Genomic DNA, 18,686 nt, shown 5'->3' with positions numbered 1-18,686 from the left:
GATGACCGATTTAGAAATGTTAAGTTATGTAGACCATACCCAGTTAAAGGCTTTTGCCACATGGGAAGATATAAAAGAGCTGTGTGAGGAGGCTGTGGAATATAAAACTGCGACGGTATGTATCCCTCCCTGCTATATCAGCCGTGTGCACAAGGAATTTCCAACTCTTGTCATTTGTACTGTCGTTGGCTTCCCTCTTGGCTACTCCGTGACAGAATCCAAGGTGCTGGAGACGAAAAAAGCCATTGAAGACGGAGCTTTGGAAGTCGATATGGTTGTTAATATCAGTGATGTGAAGAATGGTGAATACAAAAAGGTTGAGGAAGAGATTGCGAAACTGAAGGAAGCAGCCGGTGATAAGGTTTTAAAGGTTATCATTGAAGCCTGTTATTTAACAGAGGAAGAAAAGATTGCCATGTGCAAGGCTGTTACTGCAGCAGGAGCAGATTATATCAAGACTTCCACAGGATTCGGGACTGGCGGAGCGACGCTGGAGGATATTGAATTATTTAAAAAGTACATCGGACCGGATGTGAAGATCAAAGCGGCCGGAGGAGTCCGGACGCTGGAAGATTTAAGGGCTTATATTGAAGCAGGATGCAGCCGTGTGGGTGCAAGTGCAGCTGTAAAGCTGGCAGCCCGGAATAAGTAAAAATTAAAGAGACAAAAGAGATGCCCAAAACTGTCTGACAGTATTAAAAATCAGACAGTTTTGGGCATTTGTTTTCTGATAAATATATAAAATGCACTAATAACGTCCCGGTCTTCCTTGGCTATTTTTCACGAAAATGTGTAAAATAACAAAAAACACTGACAAAACACCTCTAAAAGTGTTACACTAGTTATATAGCGTAAAAAGTTTTTTTGTAACAGTGTGTTGGTATTCTGACAGGAGGAATGAATGATGTTTCAGGTAAATGATTTAGTAGTATTCGGCAGCCATGGGATCTGTGAGGTAAAGGAAATCGGGAATCTGCGCATGTATGAGGCGGATGAGGAGAGGACCTATTATACCTTAAAGCCTCTATATGAGGAGCACCAGAGTGCCGTCTACACGCCTGTGGATAACCGGAAAACAACCATCAGAGCCGCTGCAACCAGGGAGGAAGCAATGGATCTCATTGATCAGATCCCCAGCATTGATGTCATCTGGGTAATGGATGAAAGAGAGCGGGACGGGATTTTTAAAGAGATCATGCTGAAATGTGAATGTACCGGATGGATGCAGATTGTAAAGACACTGTATTTGAAAAAGAGAAAGAGACTTGCAGAGGGAAAAAAGAATACTGCAAAGGATGATTTCTATTTTACTAAGGCAGAGGATTTATTGTATGGTGAGCTGGCAGCAGCATTGGAAGTGGATAAAGATGGAATCAAGGATATGGTGATGAGCCGTGTCTTTTCAGATGATGCAAATTAAAAGGACGTCCTCCCGCTGTGACTGGGGGGACGTCCTTCGTTTATTTCTAAGTTTCTTTGTATGATTGTTTATTATTTATTGTTGGCTGAACTTATATTAATTAGCTGCTTGCGCTTTCACAGGTGAAACCTTAACCTGTAATAAAAACATACAGTATCGCAAAAGAGTGTAACAGACAAGCAGCACAGCAAGGATTGTCTGGACCCATATAACTGGCTGCAGGTATAAGGCCTGGATTCCATTTTTCATAAGAAAGCCAGCAGTCTGTTTCGATGCAATGGCGCTAATGACAAATGGAAACGTAAAGGCAGAATAACTTGGGTAAAATGGCAATTTTAAAAGAGGAATTAGTCCAGCCAGTACCATTACATACAATACTAAGGATATTACAGCCAGCCCTGTCACAAGAACCAGGCTTTTCTGCTCCACCGATTGCAGATAGGCTGTCAGACAGAGGCTTCCAGGAGCTGTGAAAATACAAAACAGTGCCTGTGCCGGTTCTGGTATTTCAGAATATTTTATATGGCGGTATCCAACCAGTGCAAGTAAAGCAATGAAACTAATGAACCCAAACCAGAAGGCGGCTGTTCCTATAAGTATCATATGGTAAGCCGGAGCTGTGACTCCTGCAGCGGCTATGCCTACATACACAATAAAATAACTTGCATATACGTTCTTCATATCCACTTTTTTCATGAACCGATAAGTAAAAAAGAGAATCAGCAAAAGATGAAGTGCGACCGCTAAAAACCAGATGATAACAGCCACCGTACTGAAAAATGGTTTTATGTAGACAGACAACAACATAGTACCCATAGGAAATGTGGCTGACACACTCATCATGACTGGATTTTTCAAATCTTCCTTAACCGCATTAGGATACAAGACTGCTTTAAATAGAAGCAGCGTAAAAATCAAAAAGGATATGACTCCAAACAGATAACGAATGCCTTCGGAATAACTCTGAAGTAAATTTCCAAGGGCAGCACACCCAAGCATAACGCCGGACATCGGTATTGGTACACGTTTTATTAAGGACCTCATATGATCACCTCGCTATACAAGCACATCCACATTTACAAGATCAAATTCCCGTATGATAATCTGCGCTACCTTTTCTGCAACCATTCCGGTAAACGCAATGCACTGCTCCTTGTGTTCTCCTCTGGCCATATCGAACTCTTTTGTAAGGACGCGGCAGCAAAGCGAATTCTTTCCATTGGCTGCTTTAAAATAGTCGTGAAGCTCATTGGCCAATAATAGGTTCTTTTCCACCTTTGGATCCCCCTGTTTGGTACGTCCAAAGAAAAGTCCAAGACACATAACGCCGCCGGTCACTGCACCGCATACGCACTTGGAGCGTCCGATTCCAACGGGAAATCCGGAGGCCATGGCAATTACCGTATCTGGAACATCAAGTTCAAAGTTGTCCCGGATGGAAGAAACGACGGCTTCCGAACAAAAGAATCCACCGCGGAATAATTCCTCTGCCTCTTTTTTGATTTTCTGTACACTGACTTCTTTTTTCATTTCCATGATTAAACGCCCCTTTGTAAAATTTGTTATATTAATCTTAACATAGGGCATACAGAACTTCCAATCGTGTTTTTCTATCTGTGTAGCAGCAGTGATTGTTTTTATCAATAAACAACCCTATGTATATTAATGGTAAATTTTCTTCTGCTCATAGATTGGCTCGCAGGTAAGGTGGATTCCCAGTCTTTTAAAGGTTTTCACATCTACATCAGAAAGAAGGACAGACGTGTGGGCATCAGTCCCTTTTAACCTGGGAAGCTGCTCTAACGCAATCTGTGCATTCACATCTGTGGCTGCAGAAGCAGACAGGGCGATCAGCACTTCGTCGGTATGAAGCCTGGGGTTTTTGCTTCCCAGATAGTTAACCTTTAATTTCTGAATCGGTTCAATGGCTGAGGGAGAAATCAGATGGACATCGTGAGGGATATTTCCCAGAACCTTCACTGCATTCAGCAAAAGAGCAGCCGAGGCTCCCAGTAAATTCGTGGTTTTGCCTGTCACAACGGTATCGTCACCCAGCGAAAGTGCAGCTGCAGGAGAGCCGTTTTTCTGCGCAAGCTCATTTGCAGCGACTACGGTTTTTCTCATCTCCGTGTTGATTTTAGCCTGCTTCATCACCAGCTCGATTTTATAGACCTCATCTTTGGAGCCCATATCCTTAGCCAGCCGGGACAACGCCTGATAATACCGTCTGATGATTTCCTGACGGGAGGCCTCCCTGCAGATCTCATCATCCACAATACAGTGTCCGGCCATATTCACGCCCATATCAGTAGGTGATTTGTACGGGCATTCTCCATAGATTCCCTCAAATATTGCGCTTAATACCGGGAAAATTTCCACATCCCGGTTATAATTTACTGTAGTTAACCCATAAGCTTCCAAATGGAAGGGGTCGATCATATTCACATCATTTAAATCAGCAGTGGCAGCTTCATAAGCCAGATTCACCGGATGCTTTAACGGAATATTCCAGATGGGGAAGGTCTCAAACTTGGCATAACCGGCTTTTACTCCCCGCTTGTTCTCGTGATAGAGCTGGGATAAGCAGGTTGCCATCTTTCCGCTGCCAGGTCCCGGGGCGGTGATGATCACCAGAGGTTTGGAGGTTTCAATGTAGTCATTTCTTCCATAACCTTCATCACTGACGATAAACGAAATGTTGGAAGGATAACCGTCAATGATATAATGGCGGTATACCTTAATCCCCATTGATTCCAGCTTCCCTTTAAATACATCTGCTGCCTTCTGACCGGAGTACTGAGTGATAACAACACTTCCCACATACAGCCCCTTGTCGGTAAAAGACTGAATGAGGCGGAATACATCCACATCATAGGTAATGCCAAGATCGTGGCGGATCTTGTTCTTTTCAATGTCAGCGGCGCTGATGGCAATCACGATCTCTGCCTGATCAGAAAGCTGCATCAGCATACGAAGCTTGCTGTCCGGTTCAAACCCTGGAAGCACTCTGGAAGCGTGGTAGTCGTCAAACAGTTTTCCCCCGAATTCCAGATAGAGCTTGTCCCCGAACTGGCCGATCCTCTCCTTGATGTGTTCTGACTGCATGGTTAAATATTTGTTGTTATCAAATCCTGGTTTCATTTGTCCCTCCGTAACTTGTTCATTTTCACAATACTTAAGATTGTAACATAGAAGCCTTAAAAATGCCATGGCTTTTATCTGTCCTTATTTGGCAGAAACTCTTTACAACACGCTCTAAACGTGTTAAAACGTTGTAGTAAGAAGGAGGAGAAATATGTTTAAAATAGGAAGAAACGACCCGTGCTGGTGCGGCAGCGGAAAGAAATATAAAACCTGTCATTTAGAGTTTGACAGAAAGCTTGAGAACTATGAAATTATGGGAGACGAGGTGCCGGATCATTCCATGATTAAGACACCGGCCCAGATTGAAGGAATACGCCGCGCAGGCGTTGTTAATAATCAGATTCTTGACCTGGTGGGAGAGAAGATCCGTCCGGGAATCAGTACGGAGGATTTAAATACCCTGGTTCACGAAACTACCATTCGTCTGGGCGGAATTCCGGCACCCCTTAACTTTGAGGGATATCCCAAGAGCGTCTGCACCTCCATTAATGAGGTGGTCTGCCATGGGATTCCCGATCCGAAACGGATTTTAAAAGAAGGGGACATCATTAACGTGGATGTGACCACCATAGTGGACGGCTATTATGCAGATGCCTCCAGAATGTACTGTATGGGAAACGTATCTGCAGAAGCCGAAAAGCTGGTCCGCGTTACAAAGGAAAGCGTGGATCTGGCATTAAAGGAAGCCAGAGCGTGGGGGCATTTGGGAGATATCGGAGCCGTGATCTCCGAATACATCTATGCCAATGGGTTTACAGTTGTGAGAGAAATCGGCGGTCATGGAGTGGGACTGGACTTTCATGAGGAGCCGTGGGTCAGCCACATCGGAACAAGAGGAACGGATATGCTTCTGGTTCCGGGAATGATTTTTACCATTGAGCCCATGGTTAACGCAGGAAAGGCCGATGTGGTGCAGGACGATACCGATGGCTGGACGATCTATACAAAAGATGGAAGCCTGTCGGCACAATGGGAGTATACCGTATTAATTACAGAGGATGGACCGGAGGTGCTTGCCAGATAATGGAGATGAAACGCTGCTTTTGGGTGGATGAATCATCACCCATTTACGTGAAATATCATGATGAGGAATGGGGAGTCCCTGTTTACGACGACCAGAAGCTGTATGAGATGTTTCTGTTAGAAACCTTTCAGGCAGGGCTTTCCTGGATTACCGTGTTAAAAAAGCGGGAAGCGTTCCGGGAGGCCTTTGACGGATTTAATCCGGAAAAGGTTTCCTCATATAAGGAAGAAAAGTTAAATGAGCTGATGGAGAACCCCGGCATAATCAGAAACAGAAGAAAAGTCGAGGCTGCGGTGAAAAACACCCGCATATTTATGGAGATACAAAAGGAATTCGGATCATTTTCAAACTATTTATGGGGATTTACAGACGGGAAGATCATTGTGAACCAGGATGATAATTTTTCAGTAAAAACAGACCTGTCTGACCGGATATCGAAAGATTTGAAAAAAAGAGGGATGTCATTTGTGGGATCTGTAACCATTTATTCCTATCTTCAGGCGGTGGGAGTTGTCAATGACCACGAGCTGGCGTGTATCTGCAGACAGCATCCATAAGGAACAGGAGAGAATATGGGAGTAATTGAAATTGAGGATAAATCCATTTTGCAGCCGTTGTTTTCCGGCTGGGAGGAAACTCTCATCTGGTCCTGTCTGCAAAATGTCATGGGAAGGGCCTTTGCTGACAGGGAGAAAGATCCCTGCTCCGCGCAGCTTGTTATCGGAGATTTCTGCTTTTTATCAGGGAAGCCGGACGCAGAATTAATTGCAAATAAGCCATCAGGAAGACAATCGGATTTTATCATTATGGTTCCAAACGATGAGGCGTGGTCAGAAGCCATTGAGAAGGTCTGGAAATCTTCTGCCAGCAGAAGGAGCCGCTACGCCATAAAAAAAGAGCCGGATGTTTTTGACAGAGAGTTGTTAAACAGGGCGGTGGAAAGTCTTTCACCTTCATTTTCCCTCCGTATGATTGACGAGGGGCTTTACAGACGGGTGATGGAGCAGGACTGGTCCAGAGATTTATGCTCCCAGTTTTCAGACTATGAAGATTACAGGAAAAGGGGAATCGGAGTCGTGGCTCTTTCGGGTGAAGAGGTAGTTTCCGGCGCATCCTCCTATACGGTCTATCATGGCGGAATCGAAATTGAAATCGATACAAAGAAAGAATACAGGCGGCAGGGGCTGGCGTTTTCCTGCGGCGCAAAGCTCATTCTGGAATGCTTAAAGAGAGGACTTTACCCCAGCTGGGATGCCCATAATCCGGGCTCTGTGGCACTTGCCGAAAAGCTTGGATATCATTTTGACCGGGAGTATCCGGTTTACGAAATTACTGGTTATTAAATCGCGCAGCATACCGCTGCATCCGGAATATTAATTTTTATTTGGAAAATTTTACAAAATGTGGTAAAATATTAAATAATTATTACAATGAGACACTGAAAACCATAAAGAAAGTGAAAGTGAAACGATGAAAAGATGGCTTTTGGCAGTAATTGTATGCTCATTAGTAGCAGCCGGATGCAGCAGATATAAAGGAATTCCAGAGACTTCAGGGACCGGTCCATCCAGTGACGGGGTGACTGGGGGTTCCAGTGAAAGCGTGAGTGAGGACAGGCAGGATGAAACTGCGGAGGCGTCGGTGCTTCCGAAGAAAGCTCCGGTGAAAGTGAAGGGGATTTATATCTCCGGATATATGGCAGGATCGGCAGGCTTTCAGGACATCCTTGATAAGATTGAGGGTACGGAGATCAATGCAGTGGTAATTGACGTTAAAAATGATGACGGCAGAATTACGTTTGTAATGGACGATGCCCCCACTGTGAAGGAAATCGGAGCGGAAAAAAAGTATATTCAGGATATGCCTGCCATGATGGCGCAGCTGAAGGCAAAAGGGATCTATACCATTGCGCGGGTGGTTGCATTCAGAGACCCCTATCTGGCGGAACAGAAACCGGAATGGAGTTTAAAGAACAAGGATGGAAGCCTGCACAGAGATAATAAGGGACTTGCCTGGGTCAATCCATACCGGACGGAAGTCTGGGATTATCTGGTGGAGGTAGGGGAAGCTGCCTCTGAGGCAGGCTTTGACGAGGTCCAGTTTGATTACATCCGCTTTGCTACAGACAGCTCCATGAAGCAGGTGGTTTTTGACGAAAAGGATACCCAGGGACGTTCCAAGACAGATATTATAACGGAATTCATTGAATATGCCTATGAGAAGCTTTCTGCCCGGAATATTCCGGTATCAGCCGATGTGTTTGGAACCATCATCGGCAGTAATGTGGATGCCCAGGCAGTGGGACAGGTTTACAGTGATATGGCAAACCATCTTGATTATATCTGCCCGATGATCTATCCGTCCCACTACGGTGACGGCAATTTTGGAATCGACCATCCGGACACCCAGCCTTATGACACGATCCGGGCAGCCTTAAAGCTTTCAAGGACTGATCTGGAAAAGACAAAACCAGAGGGGGCCAGACAGGCAGTTGTCCGTCCGTGGCTTCAGGATTTTACGGCATCTTATCTGGATCACCACATTTCTTATGGGAAGAAGGAAGTAAGAGACCAGATCCAGGCAGTTTACGATGCAGGTTATGATGAGTGGATTCTTTGGAGCGCTTCCAACCGATATACCTGGGATGCCCTGCTGTCTGAGGAAGAGGCAGAAAAGGAAGCGGCCAGGATTGCCCAGCTAAGAGGCACAGAAGAGGAAGAGACAGAAACTGCAGCCGCTAAGACGGAGCCCGCTTCTGTCAAAGACCAAAGCCAGGCTGAGAAGAGTCTGGAAGGAGCGGTTGCAAAAGAAGAGACAACCGGGCAGGAAACACAATCCGGTGAAGCTTCAGAAAAAAAAGAAAAAAGGAATAAACCCCCAGTCGTGATTGTAACGACAGGCGGCTCCAGAAATGAATGAAAAGTGAGGAAATCAATGGAGAGAACACCAAGACCAGGAGAATTTTACAAACATTTTAAGGATAAGATGTATCAGGTGATAGCAGTTGCGATTCATTCCGAAACCAGAGAAAAGATGGTGGTATATCAGGCTCTGTACGGAACCTTTGATGTTTATGTACGTCCTCTCTCCATGTTTATCAGTGAGGTGGATCATGAGAAATATCCGGATGTTCTTCAAAAGTACCGGTTTGAACGGGTGGATTTAAAGGAATCCGTTTTGCAGGAAGAGCCGGTCAGCCAATGGGAAAAAGAGGCAAATAAAGAAGAACACCACGGTCCCAATAAAAATCTGCTTGCATTTCTTGACGCGGAGACGTATCATGAGAAACTGGAGGTCTTAAAAACCTGTAAAGACAAATTTACGGCGGAAGAGCTGCTTGCCATCTGTGAGATCATGGAGATCGGGAGGACGGATTCCGAGCCGGAAGAAAAGTACTATGCAGTGGAGCGTTATCTGGAACTGCAGATCAAATACGACGGAACAAGATTGAGGTGATTCGTACCAGGTGGACCACATCGAATTTAATATAGAAGAAGAATTAAAAAAACTGCCGTCCCAGCCTGGTGTGTATATCATGCACGACAGGCGGGACGAAATTATCTATGTAGGAAAGGCCATCAGCTTAAAAAACCGGGTCAGGCAGTATTTTCAAAGCAGCAGAAATAAAACGGCAAAGATCGAACAGATGGTGTCGAGAATCGCTCGTTTTGAATACATTATAACAGACTCGGAACTGGAAGCGCTTGTGCTGGAATGCAATTTAATCAAGGAGCACCGCCCCCGTTATAACACCATGCTAAAGGATGATAAAACCTATCCTTACATTAAGGTCACGATGTACGAGGAATTTCCGCGGGTCCTGTTTTCCAGAGATATGAAAAAAGATAAAAGCAGATATTTTGGCCCCTATACCAGTGCAGGAGCGGTAAAAGATACCATTGAGCTGATCCATAAGCTGTATCAGATCAGAACCTGCAGCCGGAATCTGCCAAGAGATATCGGGAAAGAAAGACCCTGCTTAAACTATCATATCAAGCAGTGCCAGGCGCCCTGCCAGGGATATATCAGTCAGGAAGATTATGGGAAGTCCATCAGTCAGGTACTTGATTTTCTTGGAGGAAAATATGCGCCGGTCATTGCCATGCTGGAAGAAAAGATGCAGGCTGCATCCGATGAGATGGATTATGAAAAGGCCATTGAATACAGAGATTTATTAACCAGTGTAAAGCAGATCGCCCAAAAACAGAAGATCACAGACAGCGGTATGGAAGACCGGGATATCATCGCCATGGCAAAAGATGAAAAAGATGCTGTGGTCCAGGTCTTTTTTGTGCGTGAAGGAAAGCTGATCGGAAGAGAGCATTTCCATGTAAATGTGGCGACAGCGGAAGACAACGGCCAGATTTTAACCAGCTTTGTCAAGCAGTTTTATTCAGGAACCCCCTTTGTTCCCAGAGAGATATGGGTTCAGACCCAGCTTGAGGAGGAAGAGGTAATCGGAGAGTGGCTGTCTGCCAAACGGGGACAGAAGGTAAAACTCATCATACCGAAAAAGGGGCAGAAGGAACGTCTCGTGGAGCTGGCGGAACGGAACGCGGCTCTGGTGCTTTCCCAGGATAAGGAAAAGATCAAGCGTGAGGAGCTTCGTACAGTAGGAGCCATGAATGAGGTGGGAAGTCTGCTTGGACTTTCTGATGTAAAACGGATTGAAGCATTTGATATTTCCAATATAAGCGGTTTTGAGTCGGTAGGGTCCATGATCGTTTACGAAAACGGAAGGCCTAAACGGAATGATTACAGGAAATTTAAGATAAAATGGGTAAAGGGTGCCAATGATTACGCTTCCATGAATGAGGTTCTGACCAGAAGGTTTTCCCATGGATTACAGGAAGCGGAAAGCTTAAGGGAAAAGGGTGTAGAAGAAGAACTTGGAAGCTTTACCCGTTTTCCCGATCTGATCATGATGGATGGAGGCAAAGGCCAGGTGAACATCGCTCTGGAGGTTATGGAGCAGCTGGGGCTTGCCATTCCTGTATGCGGAATGGTAAAAGATGACAATCACCGGACCAGGGGGTTATACTATAACAATGTGGAAATTCCCATTGACCGGCATTCGGAAGGGTTTAAACTGATCACAAGAATTCAGGATGAAGCCCACCGGTTTGCCATTGAGTATCACAGAAGTTTAAGAAGCAAGGGGCAGGTAAAATCCATTCTGGACGATATACCCAATATCGGACCAGGGCGGAGAAAGGCTTTGATGCGCCGGTTTAAGGGGCTGGAAGCTGTGAAAGAAGCCACTTTAGAGGAGCTGGAAGCCACTGAGGGCATGAATTCCCGTTCTGCAAAAAGCGTATACGATTTCTTTCATAATTAGTGCCCACTGCTTTTCAAAACACCAAATCTGTGTTAGTATGAAAAAAACAGATGAAAAGGAGCATTTCACCATGCATGGAGTAGCAATCACAGATCTGATTGAAAAAATGAATCTCCGGAATATGACGCCGGAGATCGATGCGGAGAAAATTGTGCTCAGCCATCCGGATGTAAACCGTCCGGCTCTTCAGCTGACCGGTTTTTTTGATCACTTTGACAATGAACGGGTTCAGATTATCGGATATGTAGAGCAGGAATATATCAACCAGATGAATCATGAAAGAAAGATGGAGATGTACGATAAACTGCTCTCCTATCAGATTCCTTGCCTGGTATACAGCCGCAGCCAGAATCCGGATGAGGATATGCTGGCACTTTGCAATCATTATGGAATCCCATGCCTCGTTTCAGATAAAACCACATCTGATTTAATGGCAGAGGTGATCCGCTGGCTGAAGGTAAAACTGGCACCATGTATCAGCATTCACGGCGTTTTAGTTGACGTTTTCGGTGAAGGTGTGCTGATTATGGGAGAGAGCGGCATCGGTAAAAGCGAGGCGGCTCTGGAACTGATTAAGAGAGGACACCGTCTTGTAACCGATGACGTGGTAGAGATCCGCAAGGTGAGTGATGATACATTAATCGGAAGTGCGCCGGAGATTACAAGGCATTTTATTGAATTACGGGGAATAGGAATTATCGATGTGAAGACATTGTTCGGTGTGGAGAGCGTAAAGGACACACAGTCCATCGATATGGTGATTAAGCTGGAAGACTGGGATAAGGATAAAGAGTACGACAGACTGGGGATCGAGGACAATTACACGGAATTTTTAGGCAATCAGGTTGTATGCCATTCCATTCCCGTTCGTCCGGGCCGTAATCTGGCCATTATCGTTGAGTCAGCTGCCGTCAATTACAGACAGAAGAAGATGGGGTACAACGCGGCACAGGAATTATACAACCGCGTCCAGGCAAACTTATCAAGAAAACAGGATGATTGAGGTGTCTGATGACTGGAATTTATGAAAAACTTCTTGGTGCAGCCGATAAAAACCATATAAAAGCAGGGGAAGAGATGCGAAGGCATACCTCCTTCCGGGTTGGGGGACCGGCAGCCTGCTTTGTAACTCCTGGAGATGAGAACGAGCTTGCAGCAGTTGTCAAAATCTGTAAGCAGGAAGAAGTGCCTTATTTCATATTAGGCAATGGAAGCAATCTTCTGGTGGGGGATCAGGGTTTTGACGGGGTGGTTATCTCTATGGACAGCTTTAACAGCTGTGACGTAAATCAGGAGATGGGGATGATAAAAGCCGGGGCAGGACTTTCTCTGGCGAGAATCGCACAGGAAGCATATAAGGCATCACTGACAGGCTTTGAGTTTGCTGCCGGAATTCCGGGAACTCTGGGGGGAGCCGTAGTCATGAATGCCGGTGCATATGGTTCGGAGATGAAAGAGGTACTTCGCAGTGTGAAAGTGGTCACAGGGGATGGAGCCATCAGAGAGATTCCCGCAGGCGAACTTTCCCTGGGATACCGGACCAGCTGCATTATACCAAAGCAGTATGTTGTGTTCGAGGCTTCCATACGCTTAAAAGAAGGCGATCCGGTTTCTATTAAAAGCCGTATGGATGAACTGGCACGCAGAAGAAAAGAAAAACAGCCCTTGGAATTTCCAAGTGCAGGTAGTACCTTTAAACGCCCGGAAGGACATTTTGCCGGGAAGCTGATTGAAGACGCAGGGCTTCGGGGATTTTCCGTAGGAGGAGCCCAGGTTTCAGAGAAACACTGCGGATTCGTGATTAATAAGGATCAGGCAACAGCGGCGGACATTATAGCCTTATGTGAAGAGATAAAAAACAGGGTATACGAAAAAACCGGAGTGATGCTTGAGATGGAAGTAAAGACACTGGGTAAATTTTAACGGTGCAAAGGAGTATACAGTGAGGCTTGTAATTGTGACAGGCATGTCAGGCGCAGGGAAGACGCAGGCGCTCAAGATGCTGGAGGATATGGGATTTTACTGTGTGGATAATCTGCCCATACCGCTGATCGAGACGTTTGCAGAGCTTACTCTTAAAAATCCGGAAGGAATCCGGAACGCTGCTTTGGGAATTGATATCAGAAGCGGGGAAGATTTGTCGGTTTTAGACCGGATTTTTGATGAATGGTCCAGAAACCGGGTGCCCTTTGAGATTCTTTTCCTGGATGCCGGAGATGAAATACTGATTAAGCGTTATAAAGAAACCAGAAGAGCCCATCCTCTCGCAGCAGGCGGCAGAATTGACAGCGGAATTGAAAAAGAGCGTATGAAGCTTGCATTTTTAAAGGAAGAAGCGGATTATATCATCGATACCAGCAAACTTCTCACAAAGGAACTGAGACAGGAACTGGAGAAGATTTTCATGAATCATGAATCTTACCGTAATTTATACATTACAGTTCTTTCCTTTGGATTTAAATATGGAATTCCATCCGATGCTGATCTGGTATTTGATGTGAGATTTCTGCCCAATCCCTATTATGTAGAGGGGCTGCGAAACAGGACGGGAGAAGAAAAAGCGGTGCGGGACTATGTGATGCAGCATGGAACCGCTGATCTGTTTTTGAACAAGCTTTATGATATGCTGGAGTTTCTCCTTCCAAATTATGTTCTGGAGGGCAAAAACCAGCTGGTGATCGCCATTGGCTGCACAGGCGGAAAACACCGCTCCGTAACCATTGCGAAAGCGGTTTACGAGAAATTTAAGTCCAGGGCGGAATTCGGTATAAAAATCGAACACCGGGATATTGATAAGGATAATACAGGAAAAAGGGTGGTCTAGATATGTCATTTTCTTCCAAATTAAAAGAAGAGCTTTCCAGGCAGATCAGCCCGGCAAGACATTGTCAGATCGCGGAAATGGCTGCGATCATCAGCCTTTGCGGTAAGATAATCATATCGGAAGAAGACCGCTATACGATTAAAATCCATACGGAAAATGTAGCAGTTGCAAGAAAGTACTTTACATTATTGAAAAAAACATTTAATATAAGTACTGATGTCTCTATTCGAAGAAACGCCTACTTAAACAGGAACCGTACCTATACGGTGACTATCCGGGAACATGAGGATGCCATTCGTGTGCTTCATGCGACCAAGCTCCTTGACGAGAACGGAGAGGTAGGAGAGAATTTAAATGTAGTGAAGAACGTGGTGATCCAGCAGTCCTGCTGCAGGAGAGCATTTATACGGGGGGCGTTCCTTTCATCAGGATCCATCAGTGATCCGGAGAAGTTTTACCATTATGAAATCGTATGTGCCACAGAAGAAAAAGCAGAGCAGTTGAAATCAATTATTGCAACCTTTGAACTTGATGCAAAGATAGTAAAGAGAAAGCGATATTTTGTTGTCTATATCAAGGAGGGAAACCAGATTGTTGATATACTGAATGTCATGGAAGCGCCGGTCACTTTAATGGAGCTTGAGAATATCAGGATATTAAAGGACATGCGCAACAGCGTGAACAGACAGGTCAACTGTGAGACTGCCAATATTAATAAAACGGTATCAGCTGCGGTAAAGCAGATAGAAGATATAGAATATATCAGAGATACAATCGGACTTGATAATCTTCCGGATAATTTAGCGGAGATTGCCAGAGAGAGACTGGAAAGACCGGACGCAACATTAAAAGAGCTTGGAGAAGCTCTGGACCCTCCTGTGGGCAAATCAGGAGTGAACCACCGACTTAGAAAGCTTTGTGATTTAGCAGGGCGGCTGCGCGGGACAGGCGTGGGCAGCGGAACGGAACAGATCCGTTCAGAGGAATGAGGAGGATAATTATGGTAAGAAAAACAGTCACCGTGGAACTTGCATCAGGTTTGGAAGCGAGACCAGTTGCTATGCTGGTTCAGGTTGCCAGCCAGTATGAAAGCAACATTTATGTTGAAATTGAATCAAAAAGAGTGAATGCCAAAAGTATTATGGGTATGATGACTCTCGGCCTTGCAGCCGGAGAGCAGATTACAATTACGGCTGACGGAACCGATGAAGAGCATGCGGTCAGTGAGATCGAGAAATACTTAAGCAATCAGGAATAATAACTGGAATATAACGTGTTTTTGAGGCGGAGACTCCCATTGCCTGACAATGGAAGCTCCGCCTCTTATATATCTCCCTTTTTAATTTGGTGCAAATTATTTTCAGGGGCTGTCTTTTTATGCTATAATGGAAGAAATGAGGATAGAAGGAGAAACGACAGATGGCATTTACACATTTGCATGTCCATACAGAATACAGCCTGCTTGATGGGTCCTGCAAGATTAAGGAGCTGACAGCCAGAGCAAAAGAACTGGGGATGGACAGTATGGCAGTCACTGACCATGGCGTTATGTATGGTGTGATTGATTTTTACAGAGCCGCGCAGGATGCGGGCATCAAACCCATAATCGGCTGTGAGGTGTATGTGACGTCCGGTTCCAGATTTGACAGAGAACTTGCAGGCGGGGAAGACCGTTACTACCATCTGGTACTTCTTGCTGAGAACAATCAGGGCTATCAGAATTTAATGAAGATTGTTTCCAAAGGATTTGTGGATGGATTTTATTATAAACCAAGAGTGGATTATGAAGTATTAAGAAAGTATCATGAGGGCGTAATTGCCCTCAGCGCCTGTCTGGCGGGAGAGGTGCAGCGCTATATCGGCAGAGGTCAGTATGAGCAGGGAAAGGAAGCGGCACTTCGCTATCAGGAGATATTCGGAGCGGGCAATTTCTTCCTTGAGCTTCAGGATCATGGAATCCCCATGCAGAAGACCGTGAATCAGGGCCTGGTGCGTATGAGCGGGGAGACCGGAATCGAACTGGTAGCTACCAATGATATCCACTATACCTATGCGGAGGATGCTACGCCCCACGACATTCTTTTGTGCATTCAGACCGGTAAGAAAGTGGCAGATGAGAACCGGATGCGCTATGAGGGCGGACAGTATTACTGCAAATCAGAAGAGGAGATGAAGACTCTCTTTTCCTATGCAACCCAGGCAGTAGAGAACACCCACAAGATTGCAGAGCGGTGTAATGTGGAGATTGAGTTTGGAGTAACAAAGCTTCCCAAGTACGATGTTCCGGAAGGGTTTGATTCCTGGACCTATTTAAATAAACTCTGCACGGAAGGGTTTGAACGCCACTATCCGGAAGATGACGGAACCTTAAAGGACCGTCTTGCCTATGAACTGGATGTAATACATTCCATGGGGTATGTGGATTACTTTCTGATTGTCTGGGATTTCATCCATTACGCCAGATCCAAAGACATCATGGTGGGACCGGGAAGAGGCTCTGCAGCAGGAAGCATCGTTTCCTACTGTCTGGGGATCACGGACATTGATCCCATCCGGTACAACCTTCTCTTTGAACGGTTCTTAAATCCGGAACGAGTCTCCATGCCCGATATAGACGTGGACTTCTGCTTTGAACGGCGTCAGGAAGTCATTGACTATGTGGTGGAGAAGTACGGCAAGGATCAGGTGGTTCAGATTGTTACCTTTGGTACCCTGGCAGCCAAGGGTGTGGTGAGAGACGTAGGAAGGGTGCTGGATATGCCTTACGCCCGCTGTGACGCCATTGCCAAGATGATACCGGGTGATCTTGGCATGACACTGGAAAAGGCACTGAAACAGAGCCCTGACCTTCGCAGCGCATACAATGACGATCCTGAGGTAAAATATTTAATCGACATGTCCATGCGTCTGGAGGGGCTGCCAAGGCACACTTCCATGCATGCGGCGGGAGTCGTAATCAGCCGGACCTCCGTAGATGAATATGTACCGTTGTCCAGAGCTGCGGACGGAACCATAACCACTCAGTTCACCATGACTACACTGGAGGAACTGGGGCTTTTGAAGATGGACTTCTTAGGGCTTCGGACTCTTACAGTCATTCAGAATGCGGTTGCGGCAGTGGAGAAGAACCGGGATATTCTTCTTGACATGGACCAGATCGATTACAATGATAAGGCAGTGCTTGATTCCATCGGTTCCGGAAAGGATGACGGGGTCTTCCAGCTGGAAAGTTCGGGGATGAAGAGCTTCATGAAGGAATTAAAGCCGGAGAATCTGGAGGATATTATCGCCGGAATTTCCCTTTACCGTCCGGGTCCCATGGATTTTATTCCCAAATACTTAAAAGGCAAGAATGACCGGAATTCCATCACTTATGACTGTCCTCAGCTGGAACACATTTTAAGCCCCACCCACGGATGTATTGTATATCAGGAACAGGTTATGCAGATTGTCCGCGACCTTGCCGGATATACCATGGGCCGAAGCGATCTGGTGCGCCGTGCCATGTCAAAGAAGAAAACCTACGTCATGGAGAAAGAACGCCAGAACTTCGTATACGGGAATATGGCAGAAGGCGTATCCGGATGTGTTTCCAATGGAATTGACGAAAAGACAGCCAATCATATCTATGATGAGATGATTGATTTTGCAAAATATGCCTTTAATAAATCCCACGCTGCGGCATATGCAGTGGTATCCTATCAGACTGCATTTTTAAAATACTATTATCCACAGGAGTTTATGGCGGCTTTGCTGACCTCTGTTATGGACAATGTGTCAAAGGTTTCAGAGTATATTCTAAGCTGCAGGCAGATGGGAATTTCCATTCTCCCGCCGGACATCAATGAAGGAGAAAGCGGATTTTCCGTTTCCGGCAAGTCCATACGGTACGGGCTTTCCGCCATTAAAAGCGTAGGCAAATCCGTTGTGGAGCAGATTGTGGCGGAGCGGACGCAAAACGGTCTTTATCACGATATGGAGGATTTTATAGACCGGATGAGCAACAAGGAGGTTAATAAGCGGACACTGGAGAATTTCATCAAATCAGGTGCACTTGATACACTTCCCGGCACCAGGAAGCAGAAGCTTTTAATTGCTCCCGAGCTTCTTGACCAGAGAAGCAAGGAGCGCAAGAATTCCATGGAAGGGCAGATCACCCTGTTTGATCTTGCCGGTGAGGAAGAAAAAAGCAACTACCAGATCACATTTCCTGAGGTGGGAGAGTTTGAGAAGGAAGACCTTCTGGCCTTTGAAAAAGAGACTATTGGGATCTACGTAAGCGGCCATCCTCTGGAAGCATATGAGGAGACATGGAGAAATCACATTACGGCAGTCACTGTGGATTTTATTGTTGATGAGGAGACCCAGAAAACCAATGTGCAGGACGGGTCTTATGTGACCATTGGTGGTATGATTACAGGTAAAACCGTAAAAACTACCAGAAACAATAAAATGATGGCATTCATAACCCTGGAAGATCTGGTTGGTTCCGTGGAGGTCATTGTATTTCCAAAGGACTATGAGAGTAAGAGAGAGCTGTTTGTAGAGGATTCCAAGGTATTTATCCAGGGAAGGGCATCAATTGGAGATGATCCGGTTGGCAAGCTGATCTGCGAGAGAGTGATCCCATTTTCAGCAGTACCCAAAGAACTGTGGCTGAAATTCCCTGATAAGGAAACGTATGTGAAGTCGGAGCGGGAGATTCTTGAACTGTTAAGGGAATCAGAAGGCAGTGATACCGTAATCATCTATCTGGAGAGTGAACGGGCCAAAAAAGTGCTCCCGTCCAACTGGAATGTAAATGCTTCCGATGGACTTATTGATATTTTAACCAAAAAACTTGGTGAAATAAATGTCAGACTTGTAGAAAAAAAACTTGAAAAGATTGGCAAAATGAATTAGAATACAACATGTATGAAATGTAAAACTTACAAAT

The 18,686-nt window shown here is 45.4% G+C and carries 17 protein-coding genes; 14 read left to right on the top strand and 3 right to left on the bottom strand.

Going from position 1 to position 18,686, the window contains the following annotated elements; genetic code table 11:
• Position 1: 1 nt before the first annotated feature.
• The gene (gene deoC, locus DS742_RS02160; protein WP_117415401.1) at positions 2 to 652 is read left to right on the top strand and encodes a deoxyribose-phosphate aldolase; all 651 of its coding nucleotides are present in this window, start codon (positions 2 to 4) and stop codon (positions 650 to 652) included.
• A 249-nt stretch (positions 653 to 901) separates the two neighbouring features.
• Positions 902 to 1,420, top strand: coding sequence for a CarD family transcriptional regulator (locus tag DS742_RS02155; protein WP_242996362.1), 519 nt, complete (start codon positions 902 to 904; stop codon positions 1,418 to 1,420).
• Between the two features lie 96 nt (positions 1,421 to 1,516).
• Here DS742_RS02155 and DS742_RS02150 read toward each other — a convergent pair whose 3' ends face one another.
• The 3 genes from DS742_RS02150 to DS742_RS02140 all read right to left on the bottom strand — a co-directional run bounded on the left by DS742_RS02150 (position 1,517) and on the right by DS742_RS02140 (position 4,561).
• Positions 1,517 to 2,464 (bottom strand): TDT family transporter, encoded by a 948-nt coding sequence (locus DS742_RS02150; RefSeq protein ID WP_117415399.1) that lies wholly within the window; start codon positions 2,462 to 2,464, stop codon positions 1,517 to 1,519.
• A 12-nt stretch (positions 2,465 to 2,476) separates the two neighbouring features.
• Entirely contained in the window at positions 2,477 to 2,956 is a 480-nt protein-coding gene (locus tag DS742_RS02145) for a C-GCAxxG-C-C family protein (protein WP_117415427.1), read from the bottom strand.
• A gap of 126 nt (positions 2,957 to 3,082) precedes the next feature.
• Positions 3,083 to 4,561 carry a DUF1846 domain-containing protein gene (locus DS742_RS02140; RefSeq protein WP_117415398.1) on the bottom strand — a complete coding sequence of 493 codons (1,479 nt, stop codon included), beginning with the start codon at positions 4,559 to 4,561 and terminating at the stop codon, positions 3,083 to 3,085.
• Positions 4,562 to 4,715: 154 nt separating this feature from the next.
• Between DS742_RS02140 and DS742_RS02135 the strand changes: the two genes are divergently transcribed.
• From DS742_RS02135 to DS742_RS02080, 12 genes are all read left to right on the top strand, one after another.
• The gene (locus DS742_RS02135; protein WP_117415397.1) at positions 4,716 to 5,588 is read left to right on the top strand and encodes a methionyl aminopeptidase; all 873 of its coding nucleotides are present in this window, start codon (positions 4,716 to 4,718) and stop codon (positions 5,586 to 5,588) included.
• Positions 5,588 to 6,145: a DNA-3-methyladenine glycosylase I gene (locus tag DS742_RS02130; RefSeq protein WP_117415396.1), complete on the top strand. Its 558-nt coding sequence runs from the start codon at positions 5,588 to 5,590 to the stop codon at positions 6,143 to 6,145. Before DS742_RS02135 ends, DS742_RS02130 begins: the two co-directional genes overlap by 1 nt.
• Before the next feature lie 15 nt (positions 6,146 to 6,160).
• A complete protein-coding gene (locus DS742_RS02125; protein ID WP_117415395.1) occupies positions 6,161 to 6,931 on the top strand; it encodes a GNAT family N-acetyltransferase in 771 nt (256 codons plus the stop codon).
• A 127-nt stretch (positions 6,932 to 7,058) separates the two neighbouring features.
• Entirely contained in the window at positions 7,059 to 8,507 is a 1,449-nt protein-coding gene (locus DS742_RS02120) for a putative glycoside hydrolase (protein WP_117415394.1), read from the top strand.
• Between the two features lie 15 nt (positions 8,508 to 8,522).
• Entirely contained in the window at positions 8,523 to 9,044 is a 522-nt protein-coding gene (locus DS742_RS02115; protein ID WP_117415393.1) for a DUF1653 domain-containing protein, read from the top strand.
• A 10-nt stretch (positions 9,045 to 9,054) separates the two neighbouring features.
• Positions 9,055 to 10,926 (top strand): excinuclease ABC subunit UvrC, encoded by a 1,872-nt coding sequence (gene uvrC, locus DS742_RS02110; RefSeq protein WP_117415392.1) that lies wholly within the window; start codon positions 9,055 to 9,057, stop codon positions 10,924 to 10,926.
• Between the two features lie 70 nt (positions 10,927 to 10,996).
• Complete coding sequence (hprK, locus tag DS742_RS02105) at positions 10,997 to 11,929, top strand: HPr(Ser) kinase/phosphatase (protein ID WP_117415391.1); 933 nt, start codon at positions 10,997 to 10,999, stop codon at positions 11,927 to 11,929.
• 8 nt (positions 11,930 to 11,937) lie between these two features.
• Entirely contained in the window at positions 11,938 to 12,849 is a 912-nt protein-coding gene (gene murB, locus DS742_RS02100) for a UDP-N-acetylmuramate dehydrogenase (RefSeq protein WP_117415390.1), read from the top strand.
• 19 nt (positions 12,850 to 12,868) lie between these two features.
• Positions 12,869 to 13,750: an RNase adapter RapZ gene (gene rapZ / locus DS742_RS02095; RefSeq protein WP_117415389.1), complete on the top strand. Its 882-nt coding sequence runs from the start codon at positions 12,869 to 12,871 to the stop codon at positions 13,748 to 13,750.
• Between the two features lie 2 nt (positions 13,751 to 13,752).
• Complete coding sequence (gene whiA, locus DS742_RS02090; RefSeq protein ID WP_117415388.1) at positions 13,753 to 14,739, top strand: DNA-binding protein WhiA; 987 nt, start codon at positions 13,753 to 13,755, stop codon at positions 14,737 to 14,739.
• A gap of 11 nt (positions 14,740 to 14,750) precedes the next feature.
• Complete coding sequence (locus DS742_RS02085) at positions 14,751 to 15,008, top strand: HPr family phosphocarrier protein (protein WP_104437007.1); 258 nt, start codon at positions 14,751 to 14,753, stop codon at positions 15,006 to 15,008.
• 161 nt (positions 15,009 to 15,169) lie between these two features.
• The gene (locus DS742_RS02080; RefSeq protein ID WP_117415387.1) at positions 15,170 to 18,652 is read left to right on the top strand and encodes a DNA polymerase III subunit alpha; all 3,483 of its coding nucleotides are present in this window, start codon (positions 15,170 to 15,172) and stop codon (positions 18,650 to 18,652) included.
• Positions 18,653 to 18,686: the final 34 nt, after the last annotated feature.

It is taken from the genome of Lacrimispora amygdalina (assembly GCF_003432035.1).
Taxonomy (GTDB): domain Bacteria; phylum Bacillota; class Clostridia; order Lachnospirales; family Lachnospiraceae; genus Lacrimispora; species Lacrimispora amygdalina.
The sequence above is the reverse complement of the archived record's forward strand: the minus strand, read 5'-3'. Positions and strand labels throughout refer to the sequence as shown.